Below are 15,787 nucleotides of genomic sequence, written 5' to 3'. Positions count from 1 at the left end.
CTGCATCGCTAAATGCAAGTCGGTATGATTACCTACTATCAGCATAGTTTGTTGATATGATCGCCCTATCAAACCGGAGGGAAGATCAGATGAACAAAGCAGAACTACGCCGATCCCTGCTTCAAAAGCGCCAGTCTATGTCTGTAGAAGAATGGCGGCAAAAAAGCGATCGCATCTGTACCCATCTACAATCTGGCGTCCTAGTTACCCAGTCACAAACAGTTTTAGCCTATTTCAGTTTTCGACAAGAACCAGATCTAAGTCCCCTATTTACAGACACTAAGCACTGCTGGGGACTACCCCGATGTGTGGGAAAATCTCTCTTCTGGCATACCTGGAAGGCGGGCGTTCCATTGCAAAAAGGAAATTATGGTATTTTAGAACCCAAACCTAATGCTACCACCCTAGAGCCAAAGGATGTGAATTTAATCCTTGTACCCGCTGTGGCTTGTGACCAGCGGGGGTATCGTTTGGGCTACGGTGGTGGTTTCTATGACCGACTGCTGAATTCACCAGAGTGGGATTCTATTCCTACCATCGGCATTGTATTTGAATTTGCCTATATACCTCAACTACCCATTGATGAGTGGGACAAAGGCTTGCACAGTGTTTGTACAGAAACAGGATTCAAGAGGGTGGAACAGATCTGAAATTCCGTGTTTCATACTGTTTCATACTCTTGCTGTACAAAAACTTGAGACTTCGTACTTCATTTAGTAGACGATTGACAATTAAGCGCTCCCTTTGGATAAGCAATACGTTGGTGATTATATTGTTGCCAAACTCTGATGAACACTTGGGCAATTTTTGATAAATCCTGCCGGGTTAGCCCAGAATCGACTAATTGGTTGTCCTGCCAGCGAGCTTTGAGAATTTTATTGACCACCGTAAGAGCAGTTTCCGGAGTGACCTCTTTGAGTGAGCGTAGCGCCGCTTCACAGGCATCAGCTAACATAACTACACCAGTTTCCTGGGACTGGGGAATTGGACCGTCATAACGAAAATATGACTCGTCCACAGACCCAGTACCTTCAAGTTGAGCTTTTTGCTGAGCCTGGAAATAAAAATAGGAAATCAGCAATTTCCCCTGATGCTCTGGGATAAAGTCCCGCACTGCCTTGGGTAACTGGTGCTTACGAGCCATAACCAGTCCTTCGGTAACGTGCTTTTTGATAATTTCAGCACTCTTGAAAGGATCATTAATCTGATCATGCTTGTTCGGACCACCCATTTGATTTTCTATAAACCCTAACGGATCGTGCATTTTACCAATGTCATGGTAGAGCGTACCTGCCCGAACCAGTTCCACATTACAGTGGAGTTCTTGAGCCGCTGCTTCTGCCAAAGAAGCAACAAACAGAGTATGTTGAAACGTTCCAGGTGCCTCAGTAGCTAGACGCTTGAGCAAGGGACGGTTGGGATTAGACAATTCTGCCAGACGAATCGGTGTCACCAGGTCAAACAAACGTTCCAGGTAAGGTGATAGCCCCAGGGCGACAATACTCCAAGCTAAGCCAGACAAACCTAATAACAAGGCTCCTGGCAGAACTGCAGACCAAATTGTACTAGCAGTGGCACTAATAATCAGATTGATAATCAGGGAAACGACACCTTGAGTTAAGCCCACCCCAACTCCGAGCAGAGCCAATTCCTCTCGCGATCGCATTCGTCCTGCCATCAAGGCACCCAGTAAACCACCAGCAACATTTGCTAGTACTTGTTCTCCAGTGACTTCCATACTAAAGGTCACTAAGCCTGTCAGTAAACCCACTACTGTCACGCCCATCGTAGACCCATAAAAGTTCCCTACTAACAAAGCAATAGCAGGCATAGTGTAGGGAATCTCGAAGAAGGGACTCTTGAAAAGTATTGATATTGGCATACTCAGGGTCAGTAGCAATACCAAAATGTAGTCCCGCCGTCTCCATTTCGGGTGAACTCGCCGTTGCACTAAGGCAAAGATGCCCACCGTAGTAGTAACCAAACCACCAAATCCCATCAAACCCAGCCAGTTAATTCCTCGACGGCTTAAGTCGAAATAATCCAGTAGTACAAAGTCTGTTTGAGTGATGGTTTCACCTTCGGTTACAATCACATCTCCTTTCCGCACTGAAACCATCATTGGTTCCACTTTTTCTGCTGCCTGTTCTGCTATGAGCTTGGTTAATTCTTTGTTTTCGATCAAGTTGGGTTCTAAAACTCTCACTAGTAAATACTTGGCTAGTGGTTGAGCTTCCTGGGGCATAAGGCTACTCAAGTTTACCTTCACCGCCTCTTGGATCAGATTTGGTGGTAATCCTGGAACAATGCCTTGGGTCAGGATGCGACTAGCAGCCTGCTTAATGACTATGCGGGTTTTCTGCCAATCTTGATCTGATAGATCGAGTACGGAAACATCATTTAGGCTACTGAATTCAGGGCTAAGGTATTCTGAGAGCTGAGGCAACACCTGAGCATACTGTTGGCGAGCAGCAGATATTGACTCAATCAGAGCTGAGAACTCTTGTTCAGAAGACTTTTGACGGTAGCTTTGCAGTTCACTTACTGCCTGAACAAAAGCTACATTTAATGAATTTTCTGGCGGAGTCGGTGGTTTGGCTTCAGAATCAAACCCGTTGCCATGGTTATCGATATCTGAAAATGCCAAGATAGCCCGCCATTCCCATTCCTTACTTTGCCGTAGATACCGCTGGGTGGCGATGGATAGTACATCAGTCTTTACAAAAGGAAAAACACCGCTGTTAGTGCGCAGTTCTTCGACAGCGTCCAGAGACTTATCAAGATTTTGATAAATTCCTTCTGTAACAGATTGGTCAATCATCAAGACTGGTTGAGCACCTCTTTGAGCTTCTTTGCGTCTCTCAGCCGTGGTCTTAGAGTCCTCAACTATAGCATCGAATGGTGCCCGGATTGTCTGTGGTGCTACTCTGTCTTCACGTAGCTGTGGCTGATTGTAAAAGCGCCCTCCCATAACACTGGTCAGGGAAACCACTGCTAAAGTCCACATTACAGGTAGAGTAATTCTCTGTTGAATTTGGTGCTGGCTTTTGCCCCAATCTTTTCCTGAAGTTAGGCTAGTCGAAGTGCCTTCACCATGGGTTGGAGACTCTCTCGGCTGTAGAGGTTGTCCTTTCAAATTCTCCTGCTGTGGGCTAACTGAGGATTTGGCAGCACTAGAGGAGTTAAATCCCAAAAAACTGCGAAGGTGCTGAGATGTTCGCCGTAATTGCGTGATCGGCTGCGTCAGCGAATTGAACGTTTTCATAGCACAGGAATGGCAATGTCTGGTAACAGTAGCGGTCTGCTCACAATTTGCTGTGTGGTGGTGGCATTTTGCTTAAAGACATCTACATTTATTTATTATTCATAAAAAACACTGGAAAGTTTGCCTCCACTCATTTTAAATCCACTCATTTGACATGGGTAGAGCCCACGTTGCGTGGGAAACTTCCAGTGACAATCAGGCCTTGTATACTGTAACAGTAACTGGAGTTTGCGAACAGAAAACTTCATTAAAGTGGTAATTATGGTTTCGTGGTTACCTTGGTCAATCCCCATGGCTATTGGTTGGGTTTGACTTCCAGATGATTCACAGACCAACTTCACCGTAAATACGCCTAGGTCATTATTTACAACTTTAGCTTTTCTTTCTTTGATCCATTCCCTAGGGGAACTTGGGGTAATTTGCATTAGTGGCTGTCGAGTTGGTGATAAAATGGCTACTCCCATGGAGATAATCCTCAATCATGGAGTTATAAGTCCCCTCGACCACCTAATCCAAGATGATTCCTGTCGTTAACCGCGACTGAAGTCAGCAGTCTTGCAGATACTCCAGCTTAGGGGTTGTGGCTGGAAGTTCTTACCAGGATTAGGCTCAATGGTCTAGTCACACTTAGGCTTAAGTCTTACCCCATAAGCACCCTTTATTGCGGGGTCAGTAACAGAATATAATCTCAGACTTCACTGATTTTTAGCTGACAAGGCTCAGAAGCCAGTGTTTTTTTAGATCATCTTAGTTTAACTGGTTTATATTGGTTTTACCTATAGCTGTGGTAGCAAATTCAACACCACGGGTGCAACACAGGCCATGAAAATTTTATGTACCATCAAGTTTCAGGCTACAGCCCCTTGTAGGTGGAGCTTCATTTTTGGTTTGACAGTCCGTTGATTGAACAGCTTATCGCGATCCGATCACTCTTGGTGCTACCACAGCTAGCTTCTGAAACTCAGCTATGGCTGAAACATCATATACACCTGACCACACTGCCAACAACTGGTCTGCTAATTGCCATTGGTCAACCCCAGTACCGCTGAGGTTAAGCGCCATCAGCCAGGGCACTGGAATACCGATGATACCGTTATAGGCACCAGCTAAAGCACCTGTTAAGGCAGCAGTAGTTTGTGATTGATAGCCTGTAAGAGCTGCACGAGTTACACAGAGGCGAAAATCTTCTGGGGTGTTTAGGAAACAGTACAATGCTAAGGCAATCGATAAAGAGCAGTCATCCTCAGACTCATTTCTACGCCTTTGCTCTCGACGCAGCTGGATAACAGTTTGTTCTAAACTTGCCCCAAGCTCGAGTAGAGTTTGTAATTGTTCCAAGTGTTGCACCCAGACCTTTTGATTTTGATAGTTCCCTAGGTAGGCAATGATTCTGGAAATCAGGGTAGGGCAGTCAAGTTTTTCGGTAAGGGCGATCGCTGTCGCCCAAGCTATTGTCAAGACACTCTCAAACCTTTCAGAATCATTTTGCCAAATTGCTGCCGCCTCTAGCAGTTTTTGGCGCAACTTGACTTCATCTTCATGAAAAAATAATGCTATTGGTAAGGTTGCTACTGCTGCTTCGCTACTGTTGGCAGTCCCTTTTAATGAAAGGATAGAGGGTTGAGCCTTTTCACACTGCACTAACCAATCTCCTAAATCGAGGTTGCCACAGCGAATCAAACTTTCAATACCACAAGTAGCAATCTTGCTCCAATGGGAAATCGTCTTACTCAGACCAGCATCCCCTTGGGATGGCGGTCGAAATCTTACTTGAGCTGGTCGTAACTTTTGGCAGCCACTCCCAGCCAGGATTTCTCCCACAAGGCTACCTAACAAGGCACCTCTAAATCGGTTCAAAAGTGAGTACCGCATCCATATTTTGTCAAGAAATCTAGTGTGCTTTTAAATTGCCTTTTTCAACCCGCAAGGCAGCACCCATCAAATTTTTGATTTTAATTACCAATCGATTTTCTCAATGTAAGAACTAGAGCCTGTAACCCCAGTCTATAGCTGTTAGCTCCAAAACCACTAATCTGACCGACTACCACTGGTGCCATGAACGAATGATGTCTAAAGGCTTCTCGTTGATAGATGTTGCTAAGATGAACTTCTACAGTTGGCAAGGCTACCGCAGCTATTGCATCTCGAATAGCCACACTGGTATGGGTATAAGCAGCAGCATTAATTAAAATCCCGTCGTGGTGTCCTAAAGCTTCATGTATCCTATCGACTAAGATACCTTCATGATTAGACTGCAACGCTGTCACGCTTGCCTCAAGCCTTTGCCCTTCTTGCTCTAGGAGATAGTTAATCTCATCCAAGGTGACAGATCCATAAATACCTGGTTCTCGCTGTCCCAGTAAATTAAGATTGGGACCATGGAGAACCAGGATACTTAGACGTTTTCGAGAATCACCGGACACAATGACTATCTAATTCCGACGACACCTTGGGTCATTAACAGGAATGGGGATTGGTTCTGGTTCAGGCTGAGCCTCAGGACCTAATAGCGCTTCAATAAGCTTGCGCGCCCATTCTTGAATTTTTTCCAAAACCTTTTCTATATAGTCCATCAAGCAAAAAGCTCCTATAAGACCACTTGTATCTTTTCTTTTACACTTTCAGTTCCCTAACAGGTTAAAAACCATTACTGCTTTTTGAGCAGATCAGCAAGGGAATCAGTCTTGCCTAAGGTTTTTTTGGCTTGACCATGACTCTGAGAAAGGAAAAAGAACAAAGTGTTGTATCTATTATGTTAATAAGGCTAGCACATTTTATACAATTCATTCAACCAAGATACATTAACCGTGTTTATACCCTCACCAGCATAAGACCTATCAGTTGCCTGACCGAAAAATTGGGGAGTGTGAGGGGTGAGGTCTATACGCCCCTAGCTTTAGATATGGGGTTAGCATCACCCCTGACATAAAACAATTGAGGGATTCGGCGTTTCATTTGTTCTGTTTGTGTTATGATGTTATTACTGGCCTACCACAGGTGAGAAGTCGTCGGTATCACCAATTAATCTACGACGTAAAGCGATGGTAGCAGCAAGGGAGCGAAAAACCCTAAAAACGCATGGACTCTAAAGAGTACCGACCAAAGCGCAAAAGTTAAGTTTTTTAGTCAAAGGTAGGGCGGGGCACGCCCAAACCCTGGGAGAGTTATTCCAGTAAGCTTGTGGAGAGCAGACCGCTGGGTACACTTGCTTAAACTAGATAATGCGTTTGTAGACGGTTATTTGGTGCGAGGAACGGTAAAACCCTTGTGTATTAAAGTCAGCTCGTCGAAACAAGAATCCCCTGGCATAAGCGCCATGGGGAGTGTCAATCAGTCAGTAATATTTGCCGAAAGGCTTGCCTGGTTTCGGGCTTCAAATAATTCTGTTGTAAGGTTTGCCACTGTTGCCATGATTTGTAGCGGTTGGCCTGTAGTAACTGAGCCAACTGGGGAGCGTTATGCTTTAGGTCTGAGTGAAAGACAGAGTTTAAGAATTCGTCTAAAACCATACTGTCCTGAATATCACCTAAGATGCCTTGAATTTGCTTCATATCTTCGACATAGTCCTTATAGGTAGGACTATAGAGTTCAGTAAATAGATTCATTTGGTAACGCACCCGCTTGGCTTGCTTGCGTAGATCGTGAATCATTGATCCACGAATGGCTAGCAGGGACTCAACTGCTGCTGGTTTCAGCTGCTTGGGAGTTTGGCTACCAGTATCCTTAAGATCAACGCCCACTAGCCAAGCGGGGTGGAGTAACAGGCGGCTGACAATGGGTAAGAGTAAATCAGGTAATACTGCAGCCGCTGGCATCTGAGCCATTTCTTTATAGGTGGGTTTTTTTAGCCACAGTTTTAAGGTTTGCTTAAGCTTTTGGTGTGGCTTACCTTGCAGAACGTCCCGAACTTGTTTTAAAGCTTTGCACCGCTTTTTTTCCAAGTAAACGTAGGCTTGCTTCAATGCTTTCCGTTCTTTGGTCGGTAACTTGGGTTGGTAACCTTTGTGGAGGGTTTCTTGGAGGACATCTAGATCTCGAAGACTCCCTAGAATACGGGCAATCTTACCAATCTGTTTTTCAGAGGCTGCTTTGGGCAAGACTACGGCAGGGGTAAAACTAGTGACGGCGGTACGCAAGCGCCGCATTCCGATACGCATTTGGTGCAGCTGTTCGGGATCTCGATCTTCGAGAACGGCGGCTTCGTGACTAAGCATTTTCTGGAAGTGTTTCTGAATTCCCAGATAACTCCATTCTCCAATGGTTTTGGTTTGGGGTAATACTAGTTTGTTCATCGTCCCAGATACGTTTAACCCGGTAATTCGTGGGCTTCGCCGGAATCCGTGTATAGCACGTCAGTAATTGACGAGGAGGTATCTCTCAAAGCTTTCAGGAAAATCCCAAAAGCGCCATTGTGGTCTCGATCAAGTGTGTGTCCGCATTCAGGGCACAAAAACTTCTTAGATCCGCCTAACTTACGGTGAACATGGCCACACCTTGTACAAGTCTTGGAAGTGTACTCTTCAGATACGTCTACTACAAAACAACCTCTTTTAGTTGCCTGATGCTTCAACGTCATCTTGAATCGGTAATGTGCCCAATTCATCATTGCCCTAACTGTTTTACTTCTGATTTTCCTTTTAGCCTTACCGACCATTTGTGATGTTTCAAACTTTGGTAAGTAAATAACTTGATATTCAGAAGTTAGATAGCAAGAAATTTTCTTGTGGGCTTCATCAATTAGGTTACGAATTTTTACCCTAATCCTTTGAGCAGCCTTCCTTAACTTAAACCTCTTTCTCTTGTTAGGGCGTCCCTTGGCCAAGGCTGCCTGACAAATTAATCGATCTAAATGAGAACACAGGCGATAAACCCTTCCAATGTCCCCAGTCCCTAAGTCTATAAATCTCTGGCCATCAAATCCAGTTAAAAAGCTCCTCACGCCTGGGTCTAAGGCGATTGCTTTTTGAGGGATAGGGAAATTATCTTGGTCTGATTCAACGGCAAAGCTAATAAACCACCGACCTCGATCAATGCTAAGTATCGGCTCGTGAGTCATTTTCTCAGGGAGTGGTTCACTGCTAGTGAACGTTAATCCTTTGGTCTGTCTAGGATAAAAGACACCTTTGGAGAAATTAGACTTTTGGAATCGAATAGATTGGACTGGATCGCAGTACCGCCTAAACTTAGTATGACCACCAGATTTAATAGCAGCTTTGTACGCTTCAAAAGCTTGAAACACTGCTAATTGTCTAGGGTTGTAGGGAGTTTGATTTACCCATTCAGGAACATCTAACATCACCTTTTTCCTGAGGTCATACTTCCCAATTTTTGTAGTTTTGAGGATGGCGACCGCTTTATTGTAACACCATCTAGCTGCGTTAATCCAAGTTCTCCATTTAAGCTTCAGTTCAGTTCCCGGGTAAACTCGGATCTTCTTTGATAGCAGTTTTGTACTTCCTGAGACCGTAGAGTCGGCAACTGAAGACATGGACAATGGCGAGGATATTCTCCACCATCTCTCCCTCATAAGATAGGTCTGACTGGTTGAGAACCAAGATCTTGCCACCGTTTTGCGTAACATACCATTCGATAAGTTCAAATCCGAATCTTGGCCTACGGTCTTTGTGTGGGACCACAACCAGGTTGATATCTCTTGACATGACCCGTCCCAATAAGGTTTTAAGACCTTTTCGCTTGTAGTTGAGTTCTCAGCCGATGTCAAAGATGATTTCTGCTTCCGGGAATTGCCCTTGGCAGAACGCCGCTTGCCTTTCGAGGTCGTCTTTTTGTTTTTTGCTTGAAACCCTGGCGTAGATGACGACTGGCTTGTTTGGGACTTGTCCAAGAACGGAGTCAACATCGTACCTCTGTTGATTACTTGGGGTTCTAATGGTTTTGATTTTTCCTGCTTGATCCCAGTATCGGAGTGTTCGCTGTGATACTCCAAGGATTTCGCAAGCCTTTCGGGGTGGAACATAACGCATCAGCGGTTAGTAATAATTGGCTTTCTATATACTGGTACCAGAGTCTGCCGATGAATTCCAGACACTGCCGGAAAAATAATCATCTATTAGCTACAGTCTGAGGTCTAGCAAGCCAGACTCTTGAGATTGAGGTTGAGTGGACTCAGGATAGTTAGAGTCCAAAGCTTAACCTCAAGTTAACCAAAATCCCACTTTGATTAACTTGAGGTTAAGGATAAAAATAATGCTATATATTTTTACTTAGTCAGAGAATATTGTCAAGTTATGATCAGACTTTCCATAGAGGTTTGCAGCTCATGAGTCAGGTCAACTATAGCTTATCTAGCACCATGACGACTGGCTCGATAGGCTGGGTAAAACTCAGAGACCGATATTGGTTTACCAACTCTCATCTGTACCCTTTGCTTACCTAATCGAGGACGATCAAAGGGGTTGCCACCCTTGAGGCGAGTCACCAGATCCCATAGCAGTAAGGTTGTCTCAACAAACCGCTCGACGGTGGGTTTTTCCAGCACATATTGACCTGGTGAGATAAATTTTAGGGGCGGTTGGGCATAACTCATCGGTGTCTGGTCGATAGTGTCTGTTGGATGATACTTGCAGCACTAACTGATTAATCGAAGGTTTGATTGATTGTGATCAGATGTAGTGATCTAAGGATGGATAGTTCCATCAGGCATAATTGTTTCCCTTAGATTAGCTTGGCTTAGTTCAGCTTCAATGATAGTAGCCCCAGTTAAGTTAGCTTTACTGAGGTTAGCGCCCCTCAGCTTAGCTGTAGTGAGGTTAGACCCGCTTAAATTAGCTTTGGTAAGGTTCGCCCATCTAATGTCAACCCCGTAAAGGTCTGCCTCTGCTAGGTTAGCTCCAAACAGATAGCTTCCACTCAGGTGAGCTTCTGCTAGGTTAGCCCCTGGACACTCAGCTTTGTATAGGTAAGCCCCAAGCAGTTCAGCTTGATGAAGATTAGCATTGCTCAGATTAGCATGGCAGAGATTGGCAGCCATAAGGTTAGCCTCAACCAGGTTAGTCCGTCTTAGCTTTGCCCCACTTAAATCTGCTTCTGAGAGATTAGCTTTGAGCAAGCTAGTGCCAATTAGGTTAGCATTACTCAAATCAGCTTCCATCAGGTTAGCTAGGGTCAAGTCAGCCCCAATTAAATTGGCACCATTTAGGTCAGCCCTGATCAGGTTAGCTGCTATAAGTTTAGTCCCAATTAGCTCTGCCGAGATCAGTTTAGCTTTGATTAGTTCAGCATCTTGGAGGTTGGCATTACTGAGGTTAGCTTGACTGAGGTTAGCGCTAATCAGTTTAATATTGCCTAGATTTGCCTTTTTTAGGTTAGCTTTTGCTAAGTTTACCCTTTCAAAGTTAGCCCCATTGAGGTTAACTTCGCTAAGGTCTGGTTCTAGATCTAGATTTGTCTTTCTCCATTCTGTCCATCTCAATGGATCTTGTTTGAGTAGAGCAAGATGTTCTAGATTGGCCATTGAGGTTCTCCTTCACATTATGTAGCGGTGCCAACAAAGACTTTAACCCAATGGCACTACATTAAGGGATCAGGTCAGGAAGAATTCCTTTCTATTCCTTGCGCTTGGCAGCAGGATGTTCACGACCACTCACGCTTTCAATAGCAGTCAGCGCTGCTTGAGACGCTGCTAATATATCCCGTTCTTCTCCGCCTAGGTAGAGGCGTCCAAAGCTGCCCACTGCACTAATTTGTAAGATGTTAATTAAGGCGGATTTCTCTGCTTCATTGGCAGCTAGGGCAGCATAGGCAGCTGGCTCAACTTCTAATACATATAGGGTTTGCCCTGCTAGCAACATTTGACCGCGCCGTGTGCGATTAATTAACTGGGTCTGGTGGGCATCAATATTACGGATAATTTGGCTAGAAATGACCCGAGGTTTGAGCCGATCCTGTTCACGGACGCCCAGTGCGTCTAAAATTGCTTTGCCAGCTGTACGGGTTTCCCCTTGTTTATTAGCATGCACCTCTAGAAGTCCGTAAAGCCGTTCGACCACCAGCACTCCTGGACGCACGGCAGTGGATTTGAGGGCAATATCGGTAATCCGGTTAATTTCAATACCTGGTGAGATTTCAATCCAAAGGGAGGTATCTCCTGGTAAGGGCAAAAATCCTAACGCTACTGTTCCCATGTAAGCGGCGTGCTGAGGCTGCAAGCTGTCTATGTATACGTAACTGCGTAGTTCAATACCCAAAGTTTATATCTGTTCCTTTTTTAGTGACTAGAAGTTGTCCAAAAGGCAATTCGCACTCACAGAAGCCTACCACACCTCTCGACCTTCTGGTTTACCCCAGTGAACCTCTTCACTGATTTCGACTTGATTGGCTAGTAATTCATCTAGGGTATATTCTTCAGGTTATTCTACCGGTCCCAAGACTAATTTTCCGTCTACAACCCTGGAGATTATATTCATCTTTAGTCCCTACTGCTAAGCAATGGCTTTGGGAATTATAATGGCTAAGGAGTTTCTCCACCTACTGATATCCGTTAGTGAAGCATCTCGGTTGGAGATTCGTAATGGTGTTGATTTTATGAATTTTAATTACAGATATACAGCCGCCATAAAACTATGGTAAATTCAGGGGTATTAGTTTCTTTTTAATTCAATTGTCTGCTGCGTTTTTTTGCTATAAATCTGATAATTATTCCAGAAAAATATCCATCATGGCTTTTAATATGATTATTTGTTAATTAATTTAATTTAATTGCTAGTTTTTTTTTTGCCTATAAATTATCTATCGTAATTATCTGGATATTTTATTTATATCTAAGTTTTTTTTGATAGCATAAAAACTATTATAATAAAGAGTATTGTTTGATCATAACAATGATCAAAATAGCGTCAAAAACTCTTGTTTATCTTTTATTAATTTTTATTTAAACAGTATGATTTTATTTATAGACAGCAATAAGTATTATCACTATCACTTAAATCTAGTCTTGTTTGGTTGAGCTATGAATTGAAAAACGTCTCCAATATTACATTTTTAAGAGTCCGTTGGTTATCGATAATAATCTGGTTGATAGGGGATTGGTTAATGCTTTGGTTGCTCTTACTGATATCTAGTTTATTTAAAGCTCCGATGGTAACCTGTTCACTAATCAAAGCAAGAAAACGTAAGGTGTTGCGTCAGTCTTAGAATGAATAGGAGTAGAGTGGGCATCCTGCCCGCCCGAAAATATTGATAACAGGCAAGATGCCTGTTCCACAAAACTATTCACATCATTCCATTATTAAGCAACGCCAAACGTAAAGCTTCGCAAGCTAAAACGTCTATAACCAAGATTATGCTAATTGAAATTAAACTAGAAACTAGCCTATAATCACATACCTTCTCAGAGGTTGAAGAGTATGTCAATCCTGGCTGACATACTGTTGATGAAAGTTTTAAACTGATGAGATAATGGTAGTTTGGTCTAAAAAGGAAGTAAGTAATGCGACTGTCTCAGATGCTGTTGGTGACACTGCGGGAAGACCCAGTGGAAGCAGAAATCCCTAGCCATAAACTTTTGCTCCGTGCGGGTTACATTCGACGTATTGGCAGTGGCATATACGCCTATTTACCCATGATGTGGCGTGTCCTCAAAAAAGTTTCTCAGATTGTGCGGGAGGAAATGGATGCCACAGGTGCTCAAGAGTGTCTACTGCCTCAGCTACAACCGTCTGAGCTGTGGAAAGAATCGGGTCGTTGGGACACCTACACCAAAGCTGAGGGCATTATGTTTGCTCTGATTGACCGACAAAAGCGGGAATTGGGGCTTGGACCAACCCATGAAGAGGTAATCACTACTGTTGCTAAGGACATGATTCGCTCCTATCGGCAATTACCTCTAAACCTGTATCAAATTCAAACTAAGTTCCGAGATGAAATTCGCCCCCGATTTGGGCTGATGCGGGGACGGGAATTCATTATGAAGGATGCGTACTCCTTCCATACCGATCACGAAAGCCTGAAAAAGACTTATCAGGCGATGGATCAAGCCTATAGAAATATGTTTAGCCGCAGTGGTTTGGAGTTTAGAGCGGTTGAGGCTGACTCTGGGGCGATTGGGGGTTCGGGTTCTCAAGAATTTATGGTTCTGGCTGATGCTGGGGAAGACGAGATTCTCTACACAGAGGATGGCAAGTATTCTGCCAATGTGGAAAAAGCGGTTTCCTTACCACCAGACCTAGAGCCCTCACCCTATAACACTTATGAAAAACTAGAAACTCCAAACACCTCAACTATTGACACCCTCTGTCAATTCCTGAAGTGCTCTGCCACTAGTGTGGTAAAAAATGTCCTTTACCAAATTGTCTATGACAACGGGATGACGGTGTTGGTTTTAGTGAGCATTCGGGGGGATCAAGATGTAAATGAGGTGAAGTTACAGAATGAATTGGTGAAATTGGCAGACCAATACGATGCCACAACGGTTTTAGCCCTGACGGTACCAGAGGTGGCTACCCAGGAAAAATGGGCATCGAAACCTCTACCTTTGGGCTACATGGCACCTGATTTGGCAGATGATTATATCAAGTCAGCTAAAGATATTGCGCCTCAGTTTTTGCGGTTGGTAGATCAAACAGCAGTGGAACTGAAAAACTTTACTACTGGTTCTAATGAGTCAGGCTATCACGTAGTTGGTGCCAATTGGGGTGAGCAATTCCAGTTACCGAAGCTAGTGGTGGATGTCCGTAAGGCGAGTCCAGGCGATCGCGCCATCCATGACCCGAATCAAACCCTAAAAAGCGCTCGCGGAATAGAAGTTGGCCATATTTTCCAGTTGGGGACGAAATACTCATCGGCGATGGGGGCTACCTACACCAGTGAGCAAGGGGAAGAAATTCCGTTATGTATGGGCTGTTATGGGGTGGGAGTGTCTCGGTTAGCTCAAGCAGCTGTAGAGCAATCCTATGACAAGGATGGGATTATCTGGCCAGTTGCGATCGCACCCTACCATGTGATTATCACGATCCCGAATGTGGGAGATACCCAGCAGATGGCAGCAGCAGAAAAACTTTACACTCAACTCAATGAAGCAGGTATCGAAACCCTGCTTGATGACCGCAACGAACGAGCTGGGGTCAAGTTCAAAGATGCTGATTTAATTGGGATTCCCTACCGGATTGTCACTGGGCGATCGCTTAAAGATGGCAAAGTGGAAGTGGTGGAACGGGCTACCCACAAATCGACAGAACTCTCCCTTGAGGAAGTGCTACCCACCCTGAAGCAGTGGATTGATACAGCTCTAAGGACGGTTTAGGATTGAGGGTTGCAGGTTGAACGCGATTGCGTGGCCTTTTGGCCAAGGTTGTTCGCCCAAGGCGATTTGATCTAGGGTAGGTTGAAGGATACAAGGAAGGATACAAGGATAACCATTGGGTGAATATGACGAATGACTAATCAGTGTTAAACCCATTCTATGGGTAGGGAAACAGTAAACTTCGCTCCCTTACCCAATTCACTGTCCACAGTTATCTGACCCGCCATCAGATCACAGAGCTTTTTCGCGATCGCTAAACCCAACCCAGCCCCACTATACTTGCGGGTGTCCGACTCATCTACCTGAGTGAAGGGTCAGTCAGTTGGAGTTGAGTACTGTCAGTTCGAGCATGCTGCATCATGCTTTGAATGATGCCCTCGGCTCTTTGACCATGAAGTTTGATAGCGAGAGAATTGTCTCGCAGTTCTGTCAAGGTGTCTTTGATATAGCTAGCTGTTGTTGTTTCTATATGCTCTAATTGTATTTTAAATTCTTCGATGAGTTCCTCAGCTAACTCCATCGAACCTTCGGCATAATTGTTGACAAAGTTGAGAGGATTCCTCAGTTCATGGGCAACCCCTGCAGTTAAGGTACCGAGGTATGCTAGTTTCTCTGTGGCAATAATTTGCTCTTGGGCTTCCTTAAGCTGTTGGAAAGTCTTACTTAACCTGGTTTCCGCCGCCGCACGTTCCGCAACTTCTTGTTTCAAACGGGCATTTTGTTCATCAAGGGTTATAGTCAAATGTCTTAGTTGTAGATGTATCCTTACTCTAGCTAATACCTCGTCTTGTTGAAACGGTTTGGTGATGTAATCGACGGCTCCGATGGAAAGACCTTTGACCTTATCAACTGTGTCAGTCAGTGCGGTCATGAAAATTACGGGGATGTCTCGATTTGAAGGGTTTGCTTTTAGTCTTTTGCAAGTCTCAAATCCGTCAATTCCTGGCATCATTACGTCCAATAGAATTAGATCGGGTTGATTATAGTTAACTTGTTCAATCGCGCTTTCACCATCTGTTTCCACAGCAACCGTAAAGCCAGCATTGTGCAAAGCCTGGGATATGACTGATAAATTGGTGGGTGTATCATCTACAACTAAGATGAGATTTTTGTCTTGATCGTATGTCACTGGTTCAGGGTCATATCAACACAAATCGATTTACTCATAAATTGTAAAATATCTATAATTTATCATCCCTTAACCATGTCTAAGTCTAAATTTATTTATTAAAATAAAACAAATAGTTTTGAGTTATAATCCT

Annotated in this window: 13 protein-coding genes and 2 pseudogenes; 2 read left to right on the top strand and 13 right to left on the bottom strand. The window is 44.1% G+C overall.

The features are described from left to right. Positions 1-89: 89 nt before the first annotated feature. Positions 90-650, top strand: a complete 561-nt coding sequence (locus F6K37_RS11380) for a 5-formyltetrahydrofolate cyclo-ligase (protein ID WP_044491881.1) — start codon at positions 90-92, stop codon at positions 648-650. Between the two features lie 59 nt (positions 651-709). Here F6K37_RS11380 and F6K37_RS11375 read toward each other — a convergent pair whose 3' ends face one another. From F6K37_RS11375 to ccmP, 11 genes and pseudogenes are all read right to left on the bottom strand, one after another. Further along, entirely contained in the window at positions 710-3,265 is a 2,556-nt protein-coding gene (locus F6K37_RS11375) for an HD family phosphohydrolase (protein WP_044491856.1), read from the bottom strand. A gap of 95 nt (positions 3,266-3,360) precedes the next feature. Then, complete coding sequence (locus F6K37_RS44620; RefSeq protein ID WP_008177928.1) at positions 3,361-3,729, bottom strand: RRXRR domain-containing protein; 369 nt, start codon at positions 3,727-3,729, stop codon at positions 3,361-3,363. Positions 3,730-4,177: 448 nt separating this feature from the next. Then, on the bottom strand, positions 4,178-5,137 hold the full coding sequence (locus F6K37_RS11370) for an ADP-ribosylglycohydrolase family protein (protein WP_008177931.1): 960 nt from the start codon (positions 5,135-5,137) through the stop codon (positions 4,178-4,180). A gap of 80 nt (positions 5,138-5,217) precedes the next feature. Next, positions 5,218-5,688 carry a type II 3-dehydroquinate dehydratase gene (gene aroQ / locus F6K37_RS11365; RefSeq protein WP_008177933.1) on the bottom strand — a complete coding sequence of 157 codons (471 nt, stop codon included), beginning with the start codon at positions 5,686-5,688 and terminating at the stop codon, positions 5,218-5,220. Between the two features lie 9 nt (positions 5,689-5,697). After that, positions 5,698-5,838 (bottom strand): hypothetical protein, encoded by a 141-nt coding sequence (locus tag F6K37_RS11360; RefSeq protein WP_008177935.1) that lies wholly within the window; start codon positions 5,836-5,838, stop codon positions 5,698-5,700. 753 nt (positions 5,839-6,591) lie between these two features. Next, on the bottom strand, positions 6,592-7,557 hold the full coding sequence (locus F6K37_RS11355) for a CHAD domain-containing protein (protein ID WP_008177938.1): 966 nt from the start codon (positions 7,555-7,557) through the stop codon (positions 6,592-6,594). Between the two features lie 14 nt (positions 7,558-7,571). Beyond that, positions 7,572-8,753, bottom strand: a complete 1,182-nt coding sequence (locus tag F6K37_RS11350) for an RNA-guided endonuclease InsQ/TnpB family protein (RefSeq protein ID WP_008177940.1) — start codon at positions 8,751-8,753, stop codon at positions 7,572-7,574. Further along, positions 8,674-9,252: pseudogene (locus F6K37_RS11345) on the bottom strand (IS607 family transposase). Before F6K37_RS11345 ends, F6K37_RS11350 begins: the two are co-directional and overlap by 80 nt. 314 nt (positions 9,253-9,566) lie before the next feature. Beyond that, positions 9,567-9,773: pseudogene (locus F6K37_RS11340) on the bottom strand (1-acyl-sn-glycerol-3-phosphate acyltransferase); the annotation flags it as partial. Positions 9,774-9,902: 129 nt separating this feature from the next. Continuing rightward, positions 9,903-10,739, bottom strand: a complete 837-nt coding sequence (locus F6K37_RS11335; RefSeq protein WP_008177946.1) for a pentapeptide repeat-containing protein — start codon at positions 10,737-10,739, stop codon at positions 9,903-9,905. Between the two features lie 91 nt (positions 10,740-10,830). Further along, positions 10,831-11,472 carry a beta-carboxysome protein CcmP gene (gene ccmP / locus F6K37_RS11330; RefSeq protein WP_044491860.1) on the bottom strand — a complete coding sequence of 214 codons (642 nt, stop codon included), beginning with the start codon at positions 11,470-11,472 and terminating at the stop codon, positions 10,831-10,833. Between the two features lie 1,241 nt (positions 11,473-12,713). On the opposite strand from ccmP, the gene proS reads away from it, so the two are divergent. Then, on the top strand, positions 12,714-14,525 hold the full coding sequence (gene proS / locus F6K37_RS11325) for a proline--tRNA ligase (protein WP_008177951.1): 1,812 nt from the start codon (positions 12,714-12,716) through the stop codon (positions 14,523-14,525). Positions 14,526-14,671: 146 nt separating this feature from the next. Here the strand turns inward: proS and F6K37_RS11320 are convergent, their stop codons facing one another. Further along, positions 14,672-14,788 (bottom strand): sensor histidine kinase, encoded by a 117-nt coding sequence (locus tag F6K37_RS11320; protein ID WP_324293442.1) that lies wholly within the window; start codon positions 14,786-14,788, stop codon positions 14,672-14,674. Between the two features lie 35 nt (positions 14,789-14,823). Further along, positions 14,824-15,654, bottom strand: a complete 831-nt coding sequence (locus F6K37_RS11315; protein WP_287250218.1) for a response regulator — start codon at positions 15,652-15,654, stop codon at positions 14,824-14,826. Positions 15,655-15,787 lie beyond the last annotated feature (133 nt).

It is taken from the genome of Moorena sp. SIO4E2 (assembly GCF_010671945.1).
In the GTDB taxonomy this organism is placed as follows: domain Bacteria; phylum Cyanobacteriota; class Cyanobacteriia; order Cyanobacteriales; family Coleofasciculaceae; genus Moorena; species Moorena producens.
Note: the sequence above shows the minus strand (reverse complement) of the source record. Positions and strands in the feature narration are given on the sequence as shown.